At 61.2% G+C, this 22,623-nt stretch carries 20 protein-coding genes; 14 read left to right on the top strand and 6 right to left on the bottom strand.

What is annotated here, in order from left to right:
• Positions 1 to 33: 33 nt before the first annotated feature.
• Positions 34 to 2,298, top strand: a complete 2,265-nt coding sequence (parC, locus tag HX793_RS08220; RefSeq protein ID WP_177094653.1) for a DNA topoisomerase IV subunit A — start codon at positions 34 to 36, stop codon at positions 2,296 to 2,298.
• Between the two features lie 176 nt (positions 2,299 to 2,474).
• On the top strand, positions 2,475 to 3,185 hold the full coding sequence (locus HX793_RS08225; RefSeq protein ID WP_028615500.1) for a PqiC family protein: 711 nt from the start codon (positions 2,475 to 2,477) through the stop codon (positions 3,183 to 3,185).
• 174 nt (positions 3,186 to 3,359) lie between these two features.
• On the opposite strand, the gene HX793_RS08230 is transcribed toward HX793_RS08225, so the two are convergent.
• Positions 3,360 to 4,865 (bottom strand): AhpA/YtjB family protein, encoded by a 1,506-nt coding sequence (locus HX793_RS08230; RefSeq protein WP_177058892.1) that lies wholly within the window; start codon positions 4,863 to 4,865, stop codon positions 3,360 to 3,362.
• A gap of 133 nt (positions 4,866 to 4,998) precedes the next feature.
• On the opposite strand from HX793_RS08230, the gene serB reads away from it, so the two are divergent.
• Complete coding sequence (serB, locus tag HX793_RS08235) at positions 4,999 to 6,213, top strand: phosphoserine phosphatase SerB (protein WP_038850738.1); 1,215 nt, start codon at positions 4,999 to 5,001, stop codon at positions 6,211 to 6,213.
• Positions 6,214 to 6,335: 122 nt separating this feature from the next.
• Here serB and asd read toward each other — a convergent pair whose 3' ends face one another.
• Genes asd through HX793_RS08250 form a run of 3 tightly spaced genes read right to left on the bottom strand, consistent with a single transcriptional unit; the run spans position 6,336 to position 9,620 of the window.
• Positions 6,336 to 7,196 (bottom strand): archaetidylserine decarboxylase, encoded by an 861-nt coding sequence (asd, locus tag HX793_RS08240; RefSeq protein WP_177094655.1) that lies wholly within the window; start codon positions 7,194 to 7,196, stop codon positions 6,336 to 6,338.
• A gap of 15 nt (positions 7,197 to 7,211) precedes the next feature.
• Complete coding sequence (locus tag HX793_RS08245) at positions 7,212 to 8,027, bottom strand: rhodanese-like domain-containing protein (RefSeq protein ID WP_177058896.1); 816 nt, start codon at positions 8,025 to 8,027, stop codon at positions 7,212 to 7,214.
• A 57-nt stretch (positions 8,028 to 8,084) separates the two neighbouring features.
• Positions 8,085 to 9,620: an HDOD domain-containing protein gene (locus HX793_RS08250; protein ID WP_016976893.1), complete on the bottom strand. Its 1,536-nt coding sequence runs from the start codon at positions 9,618 to 9,620 to the stop codon at positions 8,085 to 8,087.
• 166 nt (positions 9,621 to 9,786) lie between these two features.
• Between HX793_RS08250 and motA the strand changes: the two genes are divergently transcribed.
• Complete coding sequence (gene motA / locus HX793_RS08255) at positions 9,787 to 10,638, top strand: flagellar motor stator protein MotA (RefSeq protein WP_016976894.1); 852 nt, start codon at positions 9,787 to 9,789, stop codon at positions 10,636 to 10,638.
• 3 nt (positions 10,639 to 10,641) lie between these two features.
• Positions 10,642 to 11,658 carry a flagellar motor protein MotB gene (gene motB / locus HX793_RS08260; protein WP_016976896.1) on the top strand — a complete coding sequence of 339 codons (1,017 nt, stop codon included), beginning with the start codon at positions 10,642 to 10,644 and terminating at the stop codon, positions 11,656 to 11,658.
• A gap of 160 nt (positions 11,659 to 11,818) precedes the next feature.
• Here the strand turns inward: motB and rsgA are convergent, their stop codons facing one another.
• Positions 11,819 to 12,850, bottom strand: coding sequence for a small ribosomal subunit biogenesis GTPase RsgA (rsgA, locus tag HX793_RS08265; RefSeq protein WP_016976897.1), 1,032 nt, complete (start codon positions 12,848 to 12,850; stop codon positions 11,819 to 11,821).
• 108 nt (positions 12,851 to 12,958) lie between these two features.
• On the opposite strand from rsgA, the gene orn reads away from it, so the two are divergent.
• Both orn and HX793_RS08275 read left to right on the top strand, forming a co-directional pair.
• Entirely contained in the window at positions 12,959 to 13,501 is a 543-nt protein-coding gene (orn, locus tag HX793_RS08270; RefSeq protein ID WP_177051546.1) for an oligoribonuclease, read from the top strand.
• 63 nt (positions 13,502 to 13,564) lie between these two features.
• Complete coding sequence (locus HX793_RS08275; RefSeq protein ID WP_016976898.1) at positions 13,565 to 14,179, top strand: trimeric intracellular cation channel family protein; 615 nt, start codon at positions 13,565 to 13,567, stop codon at positions 14,177 to 14,179.
• Here HX793_RS08275 and queG read toward each other — a convergent pair.
• Positions 14,176 to 15,240 carry a tRNA epoxyqueuosine(34) reductase QueG gene (queG, locus tag HX793_RS08280; RefSeq protein ID WP_016976899.1) on the bottom strand — a complete coding sequence of 355 codons (1,065 nt, stop codon included), beginning with the start codon at positions 15,238 to 15,240 and terminating at the stop codon, positions 14,176 to 14,178. The genes HX793_RS08275 and queG overlap by 4 nt on opposite strands.
• 63 nt (positions 15,241 to 15,303) lie before the next feature.
• On the opposite strand from queG, the gene HX793_RS08285 reads away from it, so the two are divergent.
• The 7 genes from HX793_RS08285 (at position 15,304) to hflX (ending at position 22,615) form a co-directional block, all read left to right on the top strand.
• Positions 15,304 to 16,164, top strand: coding sequence for an NAD(P)H-hydrate dehydratase (locus HX793_RS08285; protein ID WP_177051544.1), 861 nt, complete (start codon positions 15,304 to 15,306; stop codon positions 16,162 to 16,164).
• Positions 16,152 to 16,622 (top strand): tRNA (adenosine(37)-N6)-threonylcarbamoyltransferase complex ATPase subunit type 1 TsaE, encoded by a 471-nt coding sequence (gene tsaE / locus HX793_RS08290; RefSeq protein ID WP_177051542.1) that lies wholly within the window; start codon positions 16,152 to 16,154, stop codon positions 16,620 to 16,622. Before HX793_RS08285 ends, tsaE begins: the two co-directional genes overlap by 13 nt.
• A gap of 15 nt (positions 16,623 to 16,637) precedes the next feature.
• Positions 16,638 to 18,059, top strand: coding sequence for an N-acetylmuramoyl-L-alanine amidase (locus tag HX793_RS08295; RefSeq protein WP_010213615.1), 1,422 nt, complete (start codon positions 16,638 to 16,640; stop codon positions 18,057 to 18,059).
• A complete protein-coding gene (gene mutL / locus HX793_RS08300; RefSeq protein ID WP_177094657.1) occupies positions 18,059 to 19,975 on the top strand; it encodes a DNA mismatch repair endonuclease MutL in 1,917 nt (638 codons plus the stop codon). The genes HX793_RS08295 and mutL overlap by 1 nt, the downstream gene beginning before the upstream one ends.
• Positions 19,975 to 20,946, top strand: coding sequence for a tRNA (adenosine(37)-N6)-dimethylallyltransferase MiaA (gene miaA / locus HX793_RS08305; protein ID WP_095014472.1), 972 nt, complete (start codon positions 19,975 to 19,977; stop codon positions 20,944 to 20,946). Before mutL ends, miaA begins: the two co-directional genes overlap by 1 nt.
• A 94-nt stretch (positions 20,947 to 21,040) precedes the next feature.
• Positions 21,041 to 21,301, top strand: coding sequence for an RNA chaperone Hfq (gene hfq, locus HX793_RS08310; RefSeq protein WP_016976904.1), 261 nt, complete (start codon positions 21,041 to 21,043; stop codon positions 21,299 to 21,301).
• A gap of 12 nt (positions 21,302 to 21,313) precedes the next feature.
• Entirely contained in the window at positions 21,314 to 22,615 is a 1,302-nt protein-coding gene (gene hflX, locus HX793_RS08315) for a ribosome rescue GTPase HflX (RefSeq protein WP_016976905.1), read from the top strand.
• Positions 22,616 to 22,623 lie beyond the last annotated feature (8 nt).

Below are 22,623 nucleotides of genomic sequence, written 5' to 3' on the forward strand. Positions count from 1 at the left end.
CGCAGCACCTTACCCGACCATGATGAGGCCCGCATGAGTGACATCCTCGCAGACAGCTTAGATGGCGTAGAACGCCGGTCGCTGGCTGACTTCACCGAAAATGCCTACCTCAACTACTCCATGTACGTGATCATGGACCGTGCCTTGCCGCATATCGGCGACGGCCTCAAGCCCGTACAACGGCGCATTATCTACGCCATGAGTGAGTTGGGCCTGGACGCCGATTCCAAGCACAAGAAGTCGGCGCGTACCGTCGGTGACGTGCTCGGTAAGTTCCACCCCCACGGCGATTCCGCCTGCTACGAAGCCATGGTGCTGATGGCGCAGCCGTTCAGCTATCGCTACACGCTGGTAGACGGACAGGGCAACTGGGGTGCGCCGGATGATCCCAAGTCCTTCGCCGCCATGCGATACACCGAAGCGCGTTTGTCGCGTTATTCGGAAGTATTGCTGAGCGAATTGGGCCAGGGCACCGCCGATTGGGGGCCTAACTTCGACGGCACTCTCGACGAACCCCTGGTGTTGCCGGCACGTTTGCCGAATATCCTGCTCAATGGCACCACCGGTATTGCTGTGGGTATGGCCACTGACGTGCCGCCGCATAACCTGCGTGAAGTCGCCACTGCCTGCGTGCGCTTGCTCGATGAGCCGAAAGCCACGGTAGAACAGCTCTGCGAGCACATCCAGGGCCCGGATTACCCGACCGAAGCGGAAATCATCACGCCGCGCGCCGACCTGCTGAAGATGTACGAAACCGGCAAGGGTTCGGTGCGTATGCGCGCTGTTTACCACATCGAAGATGGCGACATTATCGTCACCGCGTTGCCGCACCAGGTGTCCGGTGCCAAGGTGCTGGAGCAGATCGCCGCGCTGATGCAGGCCAAACCGTCGAAATTGCCGCAGGTTGCCGACCTGCGTGACGAATCCGACCACGAAAACCCTTGCCGCATTGTGATCATCCCGACCAACAGCCGGGTCGACCACGAAGTGCTGATGCAGCATCTGTTTGCCAGCACGGACCTGGAGTCCAGCTACCGGGTCAACGTCAATATCATCGGCCTGGACGGCAAGCCGCAGCTGAAAAACCTGCGCAACCTGCTGGTGGAATGGTTGGAGTTCCGGGTGCAGACCGTGCGTCGTCGCCTGCAATTCCGCCTGGATAAGGTCGAGCGTCGCCTGCACCTGTTGGACGGCTTGCTGATCGCTTACCTCAACCTGGATGAAGTGATCCACATCATCCGTACCGCCGAGCACCCGAAAGCCGAGTTGATTGCGCGTTTCGAGCTGAGCGAGATTCAGGCTGACTACATCCTCGACACCCGCTTGCGTCAGTTGGCGCGACTGGAAGAAATGAAGCTGCGCGACGAACAGGACGCGCTGCTCAAGGAGCAAGCCAAGCTGCAAGCCCTGCTGGGCAGCGAAGCCAAGCTGAAGAAGCTGGTGCGCAGCGAATTGATCAAAGACGCCGAAACCTACGGCGATGACCGTCGTTCGCCGATCGTGCAGCGCGCAGAAGCGAAAGCGCTGACAGAAACCGAGTTGCTGCCAAACGAGAAAATTACCGTCGTTCTGTCGGAAAAGGGTTGGGTTCGCTCCGCCAAAGGGCATGATATTGACGCCACTGGCTTGTCGTACAAGGCGGGTGACGGCTTCAAGACCGCTGCCGCCGGGCGTTCCAATCAGTTTGCGGTGTTTATCGACTCCACCGGGCGCAGTTATTCGGTACCGGCCCACACCTTGCCGTCTGCACGGGGGCAGGGCGAGCCGTTGACCGGACGCCTGACGCCGCCGCCAGGGGCGAATTTCGAGTGTGTGTTGCTGCCGGACGACGATGCGCTGTACGTGATCGCCTCCGACGCGGGTTACGGGTTCGTGGTGAAGGGTGAAGACCTGCAGGCCAAGAACAAGGCCGGTAAGGCTTTGCTGAGCTTGCCGAACAACGCCAAGGTGATCCTGCCACGGCCGGTGGATGACCGTGAGAGCAACTGGCTGGCCTCGGTGACCACTGAAGGGCGTCTGCTGGTGTTCAAGATCAGCGACCTGCCGCAGTTGGGCAAAGGCAAGGGCAACAAGATCATTGGCATTCCCGGCGAGCGGGTAGCCAGTCGCGAAGAGTACGTGACCGACATTGCGGTGATCCCGGACGGCGCGACACTGGTGCTTCAGGCCGGTAAACGCACGTTGTCGCTGCGCCCGGATGACCTTGAACATTACAAGGGCGAGCGTGGCCGACGTGGCAACAAGCTGCCGCGGGGCTTCCAGCGAGTGGATGCTTTGCTGGTAGAAACACCCGTTTAAGGCGTATTAGAGGCTCCGATCTACGATTTAACGCGTAGATCGGCGCTTTGGCGCTGGAGTCATGGCGCATATTCACGGATGATATGGCCTTTCCAGCGCCGGCGTGGCCGAGCGTGTTTAGGTTATTTTTAGTATTACATTGTGGTTCGCCTTGTGGCAGCCACCTGGATGGGATGATGACTGCTCCACGCCTTCCTTTATTTTTTGTGCTCGCTGGCCTTTTGGGGCTGGCGGGTTGCAGCACACATCAACCGGTGTCGCTGTACCAGCTGGACAGCGGAAGTCCGGCTCAACCTGCACAGACCGCCGGTATGGCCGTCTTGCTGGGCCCAGTGGTTGTCGCCGACTACCTGCAACGCGAAACACTGCTACAACGTCAGAACGACGGCAGCCTGCAAGGTTCCACCGATGGGCGTTGGGCGGGCAGTTTGTCGTCCGACATCAACCAACTGATGTTGCGCCAGGTCGCAGGTCAGCTGGACAGCCAGCGTGTGGTGCTGGCGCCCGCGCCGACTGGTTTTACCCCGGATGTGCAGGTGTTGCTGACCATCACCCGTCTTGACTCCGGTACGTCACAGCCGGCGATCCTCGATGCGCAATGGCGCTTGATCGACCGTCGCGGCCAGGTACGCGATAACCGCATCGTGCACCTGCAGGAGCAGCACACCGGCACCACCGCGTCCCAGGTCCAGGCCCAGGGCGTGTTGTTGCAACATCTGGCACAGCAGTTGTCGGTGGCCCTCAAGCCATTGGCCAACCAGCCGCCGATTGCCGAAGCGCCACGCAAGCAGAGCGCCCCGGCGCAGGCCAAGCCGGCAGAACCGCAGAAGCCGAAGATGCCAATGGCCACGCCGATTCGCACAGATATGGAAGTGTTCAGGTTCTGATCTGAATCGCAGAAAAGCTGTAGGAGCGAGCTTGCTCGCGAAAAACGCAAGTGCACCGCGTTTTTCAGGTTGTCCACGTAATCGTTGACGACCTTCGCGAGCAAGCTCGCTCCTACATGCATAAAAAAGCCCGCCCATGAGTGATCATGAGCGGGCTTTTTATTGGCTGAGGATTCAGCTTTTGGCGCGGGTTTCGTGCATCCGCGCCAACTGCCGCTCCAGCATCGACGGGTACGGTTCCATCAACCGCTCCACACAGCTGGCACCTTCTGGGCTGGCAATCGGACGGATCCGTGCGCGCTGGCGAATCAGTGTGTCTTCACTGATCTTGCGCTCCACCAGCAGCAGGTTGCGGCTGTGTTGCGACAGGGCCAGGGCATCCTGGGCGCTCTCGGTGAGCAGCAGGTCGATCTGGGTCATGCCAAACAGGTCATCGCTTACCGTCAGGCCCAGTTGCAGTTGCAGCGTGATGCCGCTGTCGGCCACTTCGATCTGCAGGGCATGGCCCAAGGCACGCAGTAACTCACCGCAGCAGATGGCGTTGGTCAGGTAGTCTTCGCCACTGTCTTCGCTGTGGAACAGCATCAGCGTGCTGCCGTCGTTCAAGGTGTGCAGTTCGCTCTGGTAGAGCGATGCGGCCTGGTCGAGGCAGTCGCGGTAGCGTTCCAGTAGCTCGGTCAGGCGTGCGCGGGGCAGGCGACGCAGTTGGTCCTGAGCGCCCAGTTGCACAGCCAATACGGCGCTGAACTGGGGTTCGGTGTTCTTCACCGGGACTGGCTTCGGTGCGACGGCCGGTTCGCTGGCCGACGTGTCGCGCAGGTCGGCGAAGGGGTCTTCGTCGTCCAGCTCGTCTTCTTCGGCTTTGAACGCCTGGCGGGTGGCAGGCTTCAGGCCCGCTACCGGCACGTCTTGCACTTCAAACTCGGGCTCGTCGTCGTAGTCTGTTTCGTCGAACTCAGGCTCTGGCTCTACTTCGCGCACTACCGGTTCCGGGGCGAAGCTGGCGTGCAGCTGGCGTGCGAGGTCGCCGATCTCATCCTGGCGGTCAGTAGCCGGGGTGTGTTCGTCGATATCGCGTAGCCAGATGCGCAATTGCATCAGCGGCGTGGAGATATGCCGGCCCAGGCGCAGGCTCAAGGCCAAGGCCAATGCCAGCAGGATCGCGCTCAAGATGCCCATGCTTTGCAGGCTGATGGTCATCGGCTGCTGGAATTGCTGCATGTCCAGGCTGATGCGCAGTTGGCCGGCCTTCACGTCCTGGAACGTGATATTGCTCGAATACAGGCCTTCGGCCTCACCCAACAGGCCATTTTTCGGGCGCTGCCCGGCTTCGGCCATGATCCTGTTGTCCACGCTGTAGATGGCGGCGTGGGCCACCAGCGGGTTCTTGGTCAGGTTGTTGAGCAGCACGTTGAGGCTGAGGATGTCATTGGACACCAACAACTCAGTCGCCGAGGTGGCGGTCTGGGTGGTCAAGCTCTCGCCCAGGGCGTCGGCTTGCTCGTGCATGGCCTGTTTGAACTGCAAACCCATCACGCAGGCGTAGATCACCAGGGCCAGGGCGACCAGGATCACGTTATGGCTGGCGATGCGTAATGCGATCGGTACACGGCGGTGGCGCAGTGCCCGGAAGATCAGCAGGAAGAAATTATCGGTTTTTACTGGCGTGGGCCGGTTCACTTGCGCTCGGCTCTTGGTCCGTGAAGTTGACGCGCAGTATAGCGACAGCCCTAGAACCGGCAAAGCGCTGGCTGTGCCCGATGGTCACTGAAAGTGGGTAGAATGCGGTTTTTTTCCAGCCTGGGGGTGCGCCTTGCGCGAAATTGTCCTGATTAACATCACGGGGGAGGACCGCCCAGGTCTGACCGCAGCCATTACCGGCGTTCTGGCCCAGGGTGGTGTGAACATTCTCGACATCGGCCAGGCGGTGATCCACGACACCTTGTCGTTCGGCATCCTGGTCGAGATTCCGAGCACTGAACAGGCGTCTTCGGTACTCAAGGACATCCTGTTTACGGCGTATAAGCTGGATCAACAGGTGCGCTTCACCCCGGTGTCCGAAGAGGACTACCAGCACTGGGTGGCCGGCCAGGGCAAGAAACGCCACATCGTGACGCTGCTCACCCGCAAGGTCACCGCCGAACAATTGCAACGCGTCAGCTCCATTACCGCGCAGTACGGCCTGAATATCGACCATATCGACCGTCTGTCGGGTCGTATGCCGCTGGACACCCCGGCCGACAAAGGCAAGGGCTGCATCGAGTTCTCCGTGCGCGGTGAGCCGGCTGATCCACAGGCCTTGCGCGCCGAGTTTCTCAGCGTGGCCCAGGAGCTGAATGTCGACATCGCCTTCCAGGAAGACTCGCTGTTCCGCCGCAACCGCCGTCTGGCGGTGTTCGACATGGACTCCACGCTGATCGAGGCTGAAGTCATCGACGAGTTGGCCAAAGCCGCCGGTGTGGGCGAGCAGGTTTCCGAAATTACCGAGCGCGCCATGGCCGGTGAGCTGGATTTTCGCGCCAGCTTCAAGGAGCGCCTCGCGCTGCTCAAAGGCCTGGACGTGAGCGTGCTGGACTCCATCGGCGCCTCCCTGCGCCTGACCGAGGGCGCCGAGACCCTGTTCGCCGAACTCAAGCGCCTGGGCTACAAGACCGCCATCCTGTCCGGCGGCTTCACCTACTTCGCCAAGCAATTGCAGGCCAAGCTGGGCATTGACTACGTGTTCGCCAACGAGCTGGAAGTGGTGGATGGCAAGGTGACCGGCGTGGCGGTCGAGCCGATTGTCGACGCTCAGCGCAAGGCGGACCTGCTGAAGGAATTGGCGCACAAGGAAGGTTTGCGTCTGGAGCAGACCATTGCGGTCGGCGACGGAGCGAATGATTTACCGATGCTGGCGATTGCGGGGTTGGGTGTGGCGTTCCGCGCCAAGCCGTTGGTGAAGCAGTCGGCCAAGCAGGCGATTTCGACGTTGGGGTTGGATGGCGTGCTGTATCTGCTGGGCTTTCGTGACCGCGACGGGCAGTTGTAACTGAAAAAATGCGGTAAAAAATGTGGGAGCGGGCTTGCTCGCGAATGCAATAGTTCAGTCACTGATGTGTCGACTGATACTCCGTATTCGCGAGCAAGCCCGCTCCCACATTGGGTTGTGCGTTAGGCTTTTGGCAGTGCTATGCCTTGGCCCATCTGCACAGGAGTGCCTGCCGCCAACTCCTCAGCCCACTTCACCTGATCCGGCCCAAACAGCACAATCGCGGTCGAACCCAGCTTGAAGCGACCCAACTCCGCACCTTTCTCCAGATGAACCGGCGCGCGTGCGGCCTCGTCATAGCGGAAGGTTTTCAGCTCGCGCTTCGGCGGCGTCACCAGCCCGGCCCACACGGTTTCAATCGACGCCACAATCATCGCGCCCACCAACACCACAGCCATCGGGCCGCGCTCGGTGTCGAAAATGCAGGCAACGCGCTCGTTGCGCGCGAATAGCTCAGGTACGTTTTCGGCGGTAGTCTGGTTCACCGAGAAGATGCGACCCGGGATGTAGACCATCTCACGCAGCGTGCCGGCCAGCGGCATGTGTACCCGGTGGTAGTCCTTCGGCGACAGGTAGATGGTGGCGAAATCACCACCCATGAACGGCGTTGCTACGGCCGAATCACCCCCCAGCAATTCCAACACGCTGAAGCTGTGGCCCTTGGCCTGGAACACCCGGCCATGCTCGATCGGGCCCAGTTGGCTGACCGCACCATCGGCAGGGCTCAACACCGCGCCTGGGGTTTGATCCAGTGGGCGCGCGCCGTCTTTCAAGGCGCGCGTGAAGAAGGCGTTGAAGTGCTCGTAGGCGGTCACGTCTTCAACCAGGGCTTGGGACATGTCCACCTGATAACGCTTGGCGAACCACGTGGTGAAGGCATTCTTGAACCAGCGCACGCGGCATTCGGCGATGCAGCCGGCCAGGCGCGACAGCAAGTGGTGCGGCAGCAAGTACTGGCTGAGGATAAACAACTGCTTTTTCATAACTGTCCTTAAACCTTAAATCTCGACGGGGGTGTCGGGGTGGTTGCCCCATTCGCCCCAGGAACCGGCATAACCTTTGACTCGCGGATAACCGAGCGCCTTGGCCACCAGGTAGGTGAAGCCAGAGCGGTGGTGAGTCTGGCAGTGGGTGATGATTTCTTTGTCGCGGGTCAGCCCGAGATCTTCGAGGATCTGCGGCATGTCACGGCGGATACGCAGGTTGCGCGCCTTGTCCATGCCGGCGGTCCATTCGAAGTTCACGGCGCCGGGAATGTGCCCGCCTTTGGCGGCGAGGACCTTCTCGCCGGAATACTCCAGCGGACCGCGTGCGTCCCAGATGCCCAGGTCGGCGGCGCCCAGGCGGCTTTGCAGGTATTCACGGGTAGCGGTGGGGCCATCGTGCAACGTGAGGCTGACCGGACCGCCGATGGGGGCGGGCACGTCAGTGGAGACCGGATGCTTTTCTTCCAGCCAGGCCAGCAGGCCGCCGTCCAGGTAGTGGTACTTCTGGTGGCCGATCACGTCGAGCATCCAGATGAATCGTCCGGCCCAGCCGCCGCCTTCGTCGTCGTAGACCACGTAGGTGGAGTCCGGGGTGTGGCCCAGTTCGCCGAACAGTTTCTCAAGATCAGCCTTGCTGGGCAGCAGGCCGGGTGCCGGCGGCTGGCCCAGTTGGGTGCGCTTGGGGTCAACGAAATGCGCGCCGGGGATATGCCCTTCGGCGTAGCGGGCGGCACTGGTGAGGTCCACCAGTATCAGGTGTTCGGCATCGAGGCGACCAAGCAGGTCGCTGGATTCGATCACCAGCGGCAAGCCAGAGAAGTCAGGCATGTGAGGTCTCCTGGGCACAAATGTTGGCGATAAAAGACGGCGATTGTAGCGCAAGCATCAGGCGCTGCGGTTGGTAAAGCAGTGCAGGGCTTTCTCGATGCATTGGGCGGTTTTACCGAAGGCCTGCACGGTGGTTTCCGAGAATGGCCCGCCGCCCTGGTCGGCCACCATCAGCATCACCACCTTGCCATTGCAGCTCAGCGAGCGCAGCAACAGGTGTTCGCCGGTGAACAGGCGACGCAGGATCGGCGGCAGCAAGGCCGAGAATTGCGCATGGTTTTCAGGGTTGAGGCGTACCTGGGCGGATTTTTCCAGCAAGCGCTGCAGCAACGTACTGTTGACCACGTCCAGGCTCAAATTGGCCGCATCCTTCGGCAGGCCATCGGCCTGGTGCACACGCAAGGTGCTCATGGCGCGGTCAGCCATCAACAACATGACCCGCTGCATGCCACTGGCCACCAAGGCCTCCTTGGCGCAGGTGGTCAGGTGCATGGCGTTGGCAAAGCGGCTCGGTTCCACCAGCAGTTCGGTGCAGCGCTTACGCCACACGGCCAGAGCCTCGGCGGTGGGCGGCGGCGCTGGGAGCAGGCCGCGATGAATCTTCTGCACGTGCCACGGCCAGATCAGCGACAGCGCCGGGTGCCAGAGGTCGGGCATCAAGGTGGTGCGGGCGCTGGTGACCGCTTGTTGGTGAACCTGCTGCTGCACCTCGCCCAGGGGCTGTTGCAGGTACAGCGCTGTGAGGAGCTGCCAGCGTTCGGTGTGCGGGCAGGTCCAGGACTCCTGGGCCGACATTGCCAGGCCGTTGGCCAGCAGCACGGTATTGGCCGGCTGGTTCAGCCAACGGCGCAGGTTGGGTTCAGCGTCGAGCAATTGCTGGTGGCGCAGTGGGTCGTCTTCGCGGGCGATGTGCAGCGCCTTGACAAGCAAGCGTTGCTCGCTCATCAGCAGCTTGTAGCCCTGGGACACCCAGATCGGCAGGTGCCAGGCTTCGGTCAGGCCGACGCACAGGTCCAGCAAGCGCACGCCGAACAACGCCTGCTCGACCTCGCGCGCCGATTGGCCTTTGTGGATCACCCGCAGCTCCCATTCTTCCAGGAGCTTGGGGTAGGCGACCGCCATCGGCCACAGCGGCGACAGAAACAGCAGACTGCCCCAGTGAATGTCCTGCCACAGTCGCGCCAGGCGGCTGCCGAACAAACCGTTGGCTTGCTGCGACGCGTGCTGGCTGACCAGCAGCAGTTGACGCAACGCCACGGGGATCTCATTGGCCGGCACCGACGGCAGGCGCGCCAGCAGTTCTTCGGCGCGCTTGAGGCCCAGGCGGTTGAGCGCCACTTCGAGGTTTTCCGCCGGTTCCGCCAGGCTGCCATGGGTATGGCTGTTGGCCTCGCGCATCACGCTGAGCACGAGCGCCGGGCTGCTTTGCATCAGCTCGGCAATATCTCGCAATGAACTGCGGCTGTCGCGGATGCCTTTGCACACACGGTCGTGACTGGCCTGTGGAACAGGCAGTAGCACATCGTCCAGGCGCTTGATCCAAGCGGCGAGAGAGTTGGGTTTTGCACTTGGGACTGTCGTTTCATTAGCCATGATAGGGGCGCGATCATCACTTGCGGTCTACACGCCCGGAGCGGGCCGAACTGGCTTTTCGCCTTAACGGGCTATAGTCTGGCGCAGTTTTGCCGATAAGTAGAACAAGAGTTTTCTGCTACACCCAATATGTCCATGAACCCGACGGCGCAAGTACTCATCCCCTATGGCTAAAATTATCGGCATCATCGTCGTCATCGCAAGTGTGCTCGGTGGCTACGTCCTGTCCCACGGTAAAATTGCTGCGTTGATCCAGCCCTTTGAAGTGCTGATCATCGGTGGTGCGGCGTTCGGCGCATTCTTGCAGGCCAACCCCGGCTACATGACTATGCACGTGGTCAAGAAGTCGCTGGGGATGTTCGGTTCGCGCTTCACCCACACCTTCTATCTTGAAGTGCTGGGGCTGGTCTACGAGATCCTCAACAAGAGCCGCCGCGAAGGCATGATGGCCATCGAGGCCGACATCGAAGACGCCGCCGCCAGCCCGATTTTCGCCAAGTACCCGGCTGTGCTCAAAGACGAGCGCATGACCGCCTACATCTGTGACTACCTGCGCATCATGTCCTCTGGCAACATGGCCCCCCATGAGCTGGAAGGCCTGTTCGACATGGAGTTGTTCAGCCTTAAAGAAGAGTTGGAGCATCCCTCCCACGCCGTGACCGGCATCGCCGACGGTATGCCGGGCTTCGGTATTGTGGCGGCGGTACTCGGTATCGTGGTGACCATGGCCTCTCTCGGCGAAGGCGACCAGGCCGCTATCGGCATGCACGTTGGTGCGGCACTGGTGGGTACGTTCTTCGGTATTCTCGCGGCCTACGGCTTCTTCGGCCCGTTGGCCACCTCCCTGGCCCATGACGCCAAGGAAGAAATCAACCTGTACGAATCGATCAAGGCCAGTCTGGTCGCTTCGGCTTCCGGCATGCCGCCGTCCCTGGCGGTGGAGTTTGGCCGCAAGGTGTTGTACCCGAAACATCGCCCAAGCTTCGCCGAGCTGGAACAAGCGGTTCGCGGTCGCTAAGCCATGGAAAACAACCAGCCGATAATCATCAAGCGCGTCAAGCGCTTCGCTGCGGGGCACCATGGCGGCGCCTGGAAAATCGCCTTCGCCGACTTTGCGACGGCGATGATGGCGTTCTTCCTGGTGCTGTGGCTGATGTCCACTGCCACGCCGGAACAGAAGATCGCCATCGCCGGCTATTTCAAAGACCCGATTGGTTTCTCGGAAAGCGGCACGCCCTTCGTGATCGACCTGGGCGGTTCGCCGCAATTGGCACCTGAGCGCACCATCAACCCGGAAATCAAGACCGAGTCGCCCCAGGAGAAAATCCCGATTGAGCGCGACACGGTCGAGTCCATGGCCGAACAGGTCGAGCAGGAACGCCTTGAGCTGCTGCTGCAGGAGCTGCAAACCAAGGTCGAAGAAAACCCGCAATTGCTGAAATTCAAGGACCAGATCTCCTTCGAGATCACGCCGGAAGGCTTGCGCATCCAGATCACCGACGCGGCCAACCGGCCGATGTTCGACTCCGGCAGTGCGCGCTTGAAGCCGTACTTTGAAGACATCCTGCTGGCCATGGCTGACACCATCAAGGCGGTGCCGAACAAGATCAGCATCAGTGGCCATACCGACGCCAAGCCGTACGCAGGCCAGGGTGATTTTGGTAACTGGGAACTCTCGGCCAACCGCGCCAACGCCGCTCGCCGCGCGCTGGTTGCCGGCAGTTATCCGGACCCGCAAGTGGCACGGGTGGTGGGGTTTGCTTCGTCGCAGCTGTTTGATCACCAAGACCCGTTCAACCCGGTCAACCGCCGGATCGATATCGTGGTGCTGACCAAAAAGGCCCAGCGTGCGATTGAAGGTGATCAGCCGCCGCCAGCGCCGACCCAGGGTGAGGGGGCGCCGGGTGAAGTACCGGTTGACCCGAATGCCATTCCGCCAGGGCAAGAGCCGCTGCCGGCGCATGAGCTGCGCCAGAAGCTGAATTTGTTTGATGATGGTGGGGTGAAGGATCCTACGGTGCCTGGTACCGGGTCGTAAGCTTCACATACAACAAGGCCGCGATGATCGCGGCCTTTTCATACCTACCTGTAGGAGCGAGCTTGCTCGCGAAAAGCGTCAACGATAACGCGTTCATCCAGGATGCCCACGTCGTCTGTGCATCCCTCGCGAGCAAGCTCGCTCCTACAGGAGTAGGCAGTTAGTAACTGCTCTCCGGCAAACTCGCAATAATCGACCGATAGCTATTCATCCGTTGCTGCTGCACACGCCCATCCTCCAACGCCTTGAGCAATGCACAGCCCGGCTCGCGGTCGTGTTTGCAGTCGCGGAAACGGCAGGTGCCGATCAGGTCGTTGAACTCGATAAAGCCTGCTTCCACATCGCTGCGGCTGACGTGGCCGAGGCCGAACTCGCGGATACCGGGGGAGTCGATCAACTCACCGCCGCCGGGGAAGTGGAACAACCGCGCGGTGGTGGTGGTGTGGGTGCCCTGGCCGGACAGTTCCGACAGTGGGCCGACGCGGGTTTCGACTTCCGGCAGCAGGCTGTTGACCAACGAGGATTTGCCCACGCCCGACTGGCCGACAAACACGCTGATGCGCCCGTCCAACTGCTGTTGCAGCTGTTCCATGCCATTGCCGTGATGCGCCGAGACTTCCAGCACCGGGTAACCCAGGGTGCGGTACACCGCCAGCAGCGCATTCAGCGCCGGGGCGTTCTGCTCGTCGATCAGGTCGAATTTGTTCAACAGCAACAACGGGCGGATGCCGGCATGCTCGGCGGCGACCAAATAGCGGTCGATCAGGTTGGCATGTGGCTCGGGCAGCGGGGCGAACACGATCACGATCATGTCGACGTTGGCCGCCACCGGCTTGAGCTGGCCACGGCTGTCGGGGCGGCGCAGTTCGGTGGTGCGGGGCAGCTGGGCGACAATCACGCCGATGCCCTGGTTGCCAGCACGCCACACCACTTGGTCGCCGGTCACCAGCGCAGGCAGGTTGGCGCGCAAGTGGCAACGGAACACAGAGCCTGCGAGTTCGCCTTCGAGCGCCTCGACTTCGACCTGCACACCAAAGTGCGCGATCACCAGGCCCGTTTGTTCAGGGCCCAGGTCGCCGCCTTCAAGCGCTTCCACGGCGGAGGATTCACGTTTGGCGGCGCGAGCGGCGCGTTCACCTTGAATCTTTTCGATGCGCCAGTTTTGGCGACGGTTGAGCTGGCGTTTGGCCATGGGTGTTCCGTGTCGATAATGCAAAAGTTGGGTAAAACGGTCGCGAGTCTAGCACGCCCCCGCCTGCTAAACTGCGCAGCTACGCCAAGGTGCCAAGAGAATCAAGCCATGCAAAACCCACAGAACCTGATTTGGATCGATCTGGAAATGACCGGTCTGAACCCCGACACCGACGTCATCATCGAGATGGCCACCATTGTCACCGACAGCAACCTCAACACCTTGGCCGAAGGTCCGGTGATCGCCATCCACCACAGTGACGCCGTCCTCGCCACCATGGACGAGTGGAACACCCGCACCCACGGCAACTCCGGCCTGACCCAGCGCGTGCGTGACAGCCGCATCAGCATGGCCGAAGCCGAAGCCGCGACCATTGCTTTCCTGGAGAAGTGGGTGCCCAAGGGCAAGTCGCCGATCTGCGGCAACAGCATTTGCCAGGACCGTCGCTTCCTCTATACCCACATGAAAGGGCTGGAAAGCTACTTCCACTACCGCAACCTGGATGTGTCGACACTCAAAGAGTTGGCCGCGCGTTGGGCGCCGGAAGTCAAAGACAGCTTCCATAAAGGCAGCACTCACCTGGCCCTGGATGATATTCGCGAGTCGATCGCCGAGTTGCAGCATTACCGCAAGCATTTCATCAAAGCGTGACGCCCCCTTTTGGTGCCGTCAGCAAATGATTAGACTGCCGGCCTCAATGCAAGGATCGCCCTCATGCTGTTGATGCTTTACCTCCTCGCCATCACCGCCGAAGCCATGACCGGCGCACTGTCTGCTGGACGGCGTGGCATGGATTGGTTTGGTGTGGTGCTGATCGCCTGTGTGACAGCGCTGGGTGGCGGTTCAGTGCGTGATGTGCTGCTTGGGCATTACCCACTGACCTGGGTCAAGCACCCGGAATACCTGGTGCTGACCTCTATTGCCGCACTGGTGACGATCTTTATTGCTCCGCTGATGCGTCGCCTGCGCTCGCTGTTCCTGGCGCTGGACGCCGTGGGGCTGGTGGCCTTCACCCTGATCGGCTGCATGACCGCGCTGGAAATGGGCCACGGCATGCTGGTGGCGTCGGTCAGTGGTGTGATCACTGGGGTCTTCGGCGGCATCCTGCGCGACATCTTCTGCAACGACATCCCGCTGATCTTCCGCCGCGAGCTGTACGCCAGCGTGTCGTTCCTCGCCGCCTGGTTCTACATGCTCTGCCTTTATCTGGAGCTGCCCAGCGAGCAGGCGATATTGCTGACCCTGTTCAGCGGCTTTCTATTGCGCCTACTGGCGATCCGTTTTCACTGGGAAATGCCCAAGTTCGTCTATAACGACGACGTGCACTAGCGAGTAGCGTGCTGGTTCAGCGCCCATTCCACATGCTCTCGCACCAATTCCGACGGGTAATCCCGGCGCGCCTTCAAGGCCTCCAGCACTGGAATACTCGACGGCGCATTGCCCAGGCCCACTGCAAGATTGCGCAGCCAGCGCTCATAGCCGGCACGACGCAGCGGTGAGCCTTCGGTGCTGCTGAGGAATTTATCCTCGTCCCACATAAACAGTTCGGCCAGCTCCGCGTTATCCAGGTTGTGGCGCGGTTTGAAATCGCTTTCGGCGGTAGAGCGGGCGAAACGATTCCACGGGCACACGATCTGACAGTCATCGCAGCCGAACACGCGGTTGCCGATCAGGGGGCGCAGGTCCTCGGGGATCGCATTCTTGAGCTCGATGGTCAGATAGGAAATACAGCGCCGTGCGTCCAATACATAGGGGCCGACGAAGGCATTGGTGGGGCAGATGTCCAGGCAAGCGGTGCAGCGGCCGCAGTGTTCGGTGCTGTGGGGGGTGTCGATCGGCAGCGGCAGGTCGACGAATAGTTCGCTGAGGAAGAAGTAGCTGCCGGCCTTGCGATTGAGGACCAGGGTGTTTTTGCCGATCCAGCCCAGCCCGGCTTTTTCGGCGATGGCTTTTTCCAGCACCGGCGCACTGTCGACAAAGGCACGGAAACCGAACGGGCCGATTTGCGCCTGGATGCGGTCGGCCAGTTGCTGCACGCGCTTGCGGATCAGCTTGTGGTAGTCGCGGCCCAAGGCGTAACGGGAAATATAGGCTTTTTCCGGCTTGGCCAGCAATTGGGCCATTTGCGTGTCGCCCGGCAGGTAATCCATGCGCAGCGACACCACGCGCAAGGTGCCCGGTACCAGTTCATCGGGGTGGGAGCGTTTGCTGCCATGGGCGCCCATGTACTCCATCTCGCCGTGATAGCCCGCGTCGAGCCAGCGTTGCAGGTGCTGCTCATGCTCGGCGAGGTCCAGGCCGCTGATGCCGACTTGTTGAAAGCCCAGCTCGCGGCCCCAGTCTTTGATCGATTGGGCGAGGGCGGGAAGATCGGACGTAATAGCAGGCATGAGACACGGGAAACCACAGGTTAGATGCGTATAATTCTGCCAGACATCGGAGCTTGAAGACGCATGCCGCAGACAAAACACGCAATAACCGACGTACAACCCCTGTTGCACGGCGATTTGCCGCAACTGGCGGCGCGTACGCCGGACGCCCATAAAGGCCAATTTGGTCACCTGTTGGTCATTGGCGGTGATCGTGGCTTGGGGGGCGCCGCCTTGCTGAGCGCCGAAAGTGCCTTGCGCAGTGGCGCGGGCATGGTGTCCCTGGCGACGCGCCTGGAGCACGTGCCGGCCGCCCTGGCTCGGTTGCCGGAAGTCATGACCGTCGGGGTGAGCTCGGCCAATCAACTAATGGGCCTGTTGGAAAAGATCTCGGTCATTGTGATCGGGCCCGGACTGGGTGATGCGTCCTGGGGCAAAAGCCTGCTGTCCGTCGCCGCTAACGCCAAACAGCCACAAGTCTGGGACGCCGACGCCTTGAACCAACTCGCCAGCGGCAGCGTCAGCTTGCCGGCCAACTGTGTGATCACCCCGCATCCAGGGGAAGCCGCACGGTTGTTAGGCCTTTCGACAGCCGAGGTTCAGGCCGATCGTCTTAAGGTGGCGCGCGCGTTGACTCAGAAATTCAATGCAGTGGCTATCCTCAAGGGGGCTGGCAGTTTGATTGCCAGCCCGGACGGACGTGTTTCACGCTGTGACCAAGGCCATCCGGCGATGGCAGCGGCGGGGCTCGGTGATGTCCTGGCCGGTCTGGTGGGCGCATTGCTGGCCCAGGGCATGCCGGCCTATGAGGCAAGCTGCCTGGCGGTTTGGTTGCATGCCACGGCGGGTGATCGCCAGGGCACCTTTGGTCGTGGGTTGGCTGCCAGCGACTTGATACCCGCCATTCGTCAATTGCTGGAGGAGCAGTCGCCGTGTCTGAAGTAATCCTTTTTTTGGCCGATGAAGAGGCCATGGTTGCGTTCGGGCAACGCATTGCGCAGGTGACGGCCGGTGCAGGGCTGATCTTTCTGGAAGGCGACTTGGGCGCAGGCAAGACCACCTTGTCCCGAGGGATTATCCGAGGGTTGGGCCATACAGGGGCAGTAAAAAGCCCTACGTTCACCCTGGTAGAACCCTACGAGATAGGTGCAGTGCGCGCCTTTCACTTTGACCTTTATCGTCTAGTGGACCCCGAAGAGCTGGAATACATGGGTATCCGGGATTACTTCGATGAAGATGCGTTGTGCCTGATCGAGTGGCCAGATAAAGGCACAGGCTTTTTGCCAAAGCCTGACATGACCATTACCATTACGCCGCATGAGCATGGACGTCAGTTGAAGTTGTTGCCCCAGAGCGTGCGCGGCCAGTCCTGGTGCGCCGCTTTGGCATTGGAATTCAAATAATTGGTGGGGTTAGGTATGCGCTTTCGCGCGTTGGTTGCTGTCGTGGGGGTGTTGCTTGCGGCAATGACTGTCAATGCTCTGGCTGCTTCGCAGGTGAAAAGTGTTCGCCTGTGGCGAGCGCCGGATAACACGCGACTGGTGTTCGACCTGTCTGGCCCAGTCCAGCACAGCGTCTTTACCCTGACGGCGCCTGATCGCCTGGTGATCGACATCAATGGCGCCACCCTGGCCGCACCGTTGAAAGTCTCCACCGCCAACACTCCGATTACCGCCATGCGCTCGGCCCAACGCACGCCGACCGACCTGCGCGTGGTGATCGACCTGAAAAAGGTCGTGACCCCGAAAAGTTTCTCCCTGGCGCCCAATGCCCAATACGGCAACCGCCTGGTGGTCGACCTGTTCGACAATGCCGCCGATGCCAACCCGCCACCTGCACCGCCTCCAAGCGTCGCGACGGTCCCGGCGGTGCCGGTCAACCCGTCGCAACCGCAGGTCAAGCTGCCTCCGCCGCCACCGGCTCCGGCTGGCAAACGTGACATTATCGTGGTGATCGACGCCGGTCACGGCGGCGAAGACCCCGGTGCCTCCGGCTCACGCGGCCAGCATGAGAAAGACGTGGTACTGGCGATTGCCCGTGAACTGCAGCGCCAGATCAACGCGATGAAAGGCTACCGCGCCGAGCTGACCCGTACCGGCGACTACTTCATTCCGTTGCGTGGCCGTACCGAAATCGCCCGTAAGAAGGGCGCCGACCTGTTCGTGTCGATCCACGCCGACGCCGCGCCTTCGGCTGCTGCCTTTGGCGCCTCGGTGTTTGCCCTGTCGGATCGCGGCGCTACCTCCGAGACTGCCCGTTGGCTGGCCGACAGCGAAAACCGTTCCGACCTGATCGGCGGGGCCGGCAACGTGTCCCTCGATGACAAGGACAAAATGCTCGCCGGTGTACTGCTCGACCTGTCGATGACGGCTTCGCTGACCTCCAGCTTGAACGTCGGCCAGAAGGTTCTGAGCAATATCGGTCGCGTCACGCCGCTGCACAAACAGCGCGTGGAACAGGCGGGCTTCATGGTGCTGAAATCGCCGGACATCCCGTCGATCCTGGTGGAAACCGGCTTTATCTCCAACTCCAACGAAGCCTCGAAACTGGCGACCGGCAGCCACCAGCAAGCGCTGGCGCGCTCCATCAGCGCCGGTGTGCGCCAGTTCTTCCAGCAGAACCCGCCACCGGGCACCTACATCGCCTGGCTGCGTGACTCGGGGAAAATCGCCCAGGGCCCACGTGACCACCGCGTTCAGCCCGGCGACACCCTGGCTATGCTGGCTGTGCGTTTCCAGGTGTCGGCCGCGACCTTGCGCAGCGCCAACAACCTGAAGACCGATGAATTGAAAGTCGGCCAGGTGTTGACCATCCCCGGCACTGAATTGGCGGCGCAGTAATGAGCGAATCGATCCTGGATAACGGCTCGCGCATCGAGCTGTTGAGCCCGCGCCTTGCCAACCAGATTGCGGCGGGTGAGGTGGTGGAGCGCCCAGCCTCGGTGATCAAGGAGTTGCTGGAAAACAGCATTGACTCCGGCGCCAAGCGCATTGATGTCGACGTGGAACAGGGCGGCGTCAAGCTGCTGCGCGTGCGCGACGATGGCAGCGGCATCTCGTCCGACGACCTGCCGCTGGCCCTGGCCCGTCACGCCACCAGCAAGATTCGCGACCTGGAAGACCTTGAGCGGGTGATGAGCCTGGGCTTTCGCGGTGAGGCGCTGGCGTCCATCAGCTCTGTGGCGCGCCTGACCCTGACGTCCCGCACCCGCAGTGCCGAGCAGGCCTGGCAGGTGGAAACCGAAGGTCGCGACATGGCGCCTCGGGTCCAGCCGGCAGCCCATCCCGTCGGTACGTCGGTGGAAGTGCGCGACCTGTTCTTCAACACCCCGGCGCGGCGTAAATTCCTCAAGGCCGAGAAAACCGAATTCGATCACCTGCAGGAAGTCATCAAGCGCCTGGCCTTGGCCCGCTTCGATGTGGCGTTCCACCTGCGGCATAACGGCAAGACCATCCTCAGCTTGCACGAAGCCCACGATGACGCCGCGCGCGCTCGCCGGGTGTCGGCGATTTGCGGGCCGGGTTTCCTGGAGCAGGCGCTGCCGATTGAAATCGAGCGCAATGGCCTGCGCCTGTGGGGTTGGGTCGGGTTGCCGACCTTCTCCCGCAGCCAGGCGGACTTGCAGTACTTCTTTGTGAACGGCCGTGCGGTGCGCGACAAGCTGGTGGCCCACGCAGTGCGCCAGGCCTATCGTGATGTGCTGTTCAACGGGCGCCACCCCACATTTGTGTTGTTCTTTGAGGTCGACCCGTCGGTGGTGGACGTCAACGTGCACCCGACCAAGCACGAAGTGCGCTTCCGTGATGGGCGCATGGTGCATGATTTCCTGTACGGCACTCTGCACCGCACCCTGGGTGATGTGCGCCCGGATGATCAGTTGTCTGCGCCGATTGTGACGGCCGTGGTCCGTCCGAGTGGTCCGCAAGCCGGCGAGTTCGGCCCCCAGGGCGAAATGAGCCTGGCGGCCAACCTGCTGCAATCGCCGCAGTCGCAACCTGCCTATACCGCGCCGAATGCTGGCGCCGGCTCGGGTTATCAATACCAATACACGCCGCGCCCGCAATCAGCAGTACCTGTGGCTGAAGCCCAAGCGGCTTATCGCGAGTTTTTCGCGCCGTTGCCAGGTGCCGAAACGGGCGCGCCTGTGGCCTTGCCGGAAGGCGGCGGGGATATTCCGCCGCTGGGCTACGCGTTGGCGCAGCTCAAGGGTATCTACATCCTGGCGGAAAACGCCCACGGCCTGGTGCTGGTGGACATGCACGCCGCCCACGAGCGGATCATGTACGAACGCCTCAAGATAGCCATGGCCAGCGAAGGCCTCAGCGGCCAGCCGCTGCTGGTGCCGGAGTCCCTGGCGGTCAGTCAGCGTGAGGCCGATTGTGCCGAGGAACACCACGGTGTGTTCCAGAAGCTGGGCTTTGAATTGCAGCGCCTGGGCCCGGAAACCCTGGCCATCCGCCAGATTCCCGCGCTGCTCAAGCAGGCCGAGGCCAACCGCCTGGTCGCTGATGTGCTGGCGGACCTGATGGAATACGGCACCAGTGACCGTATCCAGGCGCACATCAACGAGTTGCTCGGCACCATGGCCTGCCACGGCGCCATCCGTGCCAATCGCCGCCTGGCCCTGCCGGAAATGAACGGCCTGCTGCGCGACATGGAAAACACCGAACGCAGCGGGCAATGCAACCATGGCCGACCGACCTGGACCCAGATGGGCCTGGACGATCTGGACAAACTGTTCTTGCGCGGCCGTTGATGAGTGCCTTGCCCCCCGCGATTTTTCTGATGGGCCCCACGGCCGCCGGCAAGACCGACCTGGCCATCGAGCTGACCAAAGTGCTGCCGTGCGAGCTGATCAGTGTCGACTCTGCCCTGGTTTACCGGGACATGGACATCGGCACCGCCAAGCCTTCCAAAGAGCTGTTGGCCCAATACCCGCATAAGCTGATCGACATCATCGATCCGTCGCAGAGTTATTCGGCCGCAGATTTCCGCACCGACGCCCTGGCGGCCATGGCCGACATCACCGCACGGGGCAATATTCCGCTGCTGGTGGGCGGTACGATGCTCTATTACAAGGCTTTGCAGGAAGGCCTAGCGGATATGCCGCCGGCCGACGCCCAGGTACGTGCTGAACTTGAAGAAGAGGCTGCACGCCTTGGCTGGCAAGCCTTGCACGACCAATTGGCCGCCGTTGACCCGGTGTCCGCCGCGCGCATTCACCCCAATGACCCCCAGCGCCTCACTCGCGCCCTGGAAGTCTGGCGTGTCAGCGGGCAGACCATGACTGAACATCGGCTGAAACAAAGTGCGCAAAGTGCTGACGCAGGCGCATCTGGCGCGTCACAATTGCCCTATACTGTGGCGAATCTGGCCATCGCTCCGGCAAATCGCCAGGTGCTGCATGATCGAATTGCACAAAGATTCACAATTATGTTGGAACAGGGGTTTGTGGACGAGGTCGTAGCTCTGCGTTCCAGAGGTGACCTGCATCCAGGGTTACCTTCGATACGTGCTGTAGGCTACCGCCAAGTCTGGGATCATCTGGATGGCAAGCTGACGTCAGCCGAAATGCAGGAACGCGGCATCATTGCCACGCGCCAATTGGCGAAACGCCAGTTCACCTGGTTGCGCAGCTGGAGCGATTTGCACTGGCTGGACAGCCTGGACAGCGACAATCTGTCACGCGCCTTGAAATACTTGGGAACGGTCTCCATATTGAGCTGAGTCCTTGCAATTGCCGTCTATCCTTGGGGGTGTGACGGCCATAAGCTATCTATTTTCCGATTTTTTATTATTGATCCTTAAAGGAGTGCGGCACATGTCAAAAGGGCATTCGCTACAAGACCCTTACTTGAATACTTTACGTAAAGAGAAAGTGGGGGTTTCCATCTACCTGGTCAACGGTATCAAGCTGCAAGGCACGATCGAGTCGTTCGACCAGTTCGTGATCCTGCTGAAAAACACCGTCAGCCAGATGGTCTACAAGCACGCTATCTCGACAGTCGTCCCTGTTCGTCCAATCCGTCTGCCTAGCGCTGCCGGTGATGAAGCAGCTGACGCTGAGCCAGGTAACGCCTGATAGGAGTCTCCTTTGTTCTTTGAGCGCCACGGTGGTGGTGAGCGGGTAATCCTCGTTCACTTGGATGGACAGGACCCTGAGGCGCGCGAAGATCCGCAGGAGTTTCAGGAGTTGGCAAATTCGGCCGGCGCCGAGACCGTTGCGTTTTTTAACGTGCCGCGTCATCGGCCAACCGCCAAATTCCTGATTGGCAGCGGCAAGGTCGAGGAACTGCGCGACCTGGTGCACGCCGAAGAAGCCGATCTGGTGATCTTCAATCACGTCCTCACGCCCAGTCAGGAACGTAACCTCGAACGTGTCTTCGAGTGTCGCGTGATCGACCGTACCGGTCTGATTCTCGATATCTTCGCCCAACGCGCCCGTACCCATGAGGGCAAGCTCCAGGTTGAACTGGCCCAGCTTGACCACATGAGCACCCGCTTGGTCCGTGGCTGGACTCACCTTGAGCGTCAAGGTGGCGGCATCGGCATGCGCGGGCCGGGTGAAACCCAGCTCGAGACCGACCGACGCCTGTTGCGGGTTCGCTTGCGCCAGATCAAGGGTCGCCTCGAGAAAGTACGCAGCCAGCGTGAGCAATCGCGCCGTGGGCGTACCCGCGCGGATATCCCGACCGTGTCCCTGGTGGGCTATACCAACGCCGGCAAATCCACACTCTTCAATAATGTGACGAAATCGGACGTGTACGCGGCCGACCAACTGTTCGCCACCCTCGACCCGACCCTGCGCCGTCTGGATCTGGACGACCTGGGGCCGATTGTCCTGGCCGACACCGTGGGTTTCATTCGTCACTTGCCGCACAAGCTGGTCGAGGCATTTCGGTCTACGCTCGAAGAGTCGAGCAATTCCGACCTGCTGTTGCACGTGATCGATGCGGCTGAACCGGATCGCATGTTGCAGATTGAACAGGTGATGCTGGTGCTGGGCGAGATTGGTGCCCAGGACTTGCCGATCCTCGAGGTCTATAACAAACTCGATTTGCTTGAAGGCGTTGAGCCACAAATCCAGCGCGATGAGAACGGCAAGCCCCAGCGGGTCTGGCTGTCGGCGCGTGATGGCAGTGGGCTTGAGTTGCTTGAACAGGCCATTGCCGAGTTGCTCGGCGGCGATTTGTTCGTTGGCACCTTGCGCTTGCCCCAGCGTTTTGCTCGACTGCGTGCACAGTTTTTCGAGTTGGGCGCGGTACAGAAAGAAGAACACGACGAAGAAGGTGTCAGCTTGCTGGCCGTTCGATTGCCGCGCTCGGAGCTCAATCGGCTGGTCAGCCGTGAGGGCGTTGTACCGACAGAGTTCATCGAACAACACACTTTGCAATAAAAGCCTCC

This window comes from Pseudomonas reactans (genome assembly GCF_013387025.1).
Lineage (GTDB): Bacteria > Pseudomonadota > Gammaproteobacteria > Pseudomonadales > Pseudomonadaceae > Aquipseudomonas > Aquipseudomonas reactans.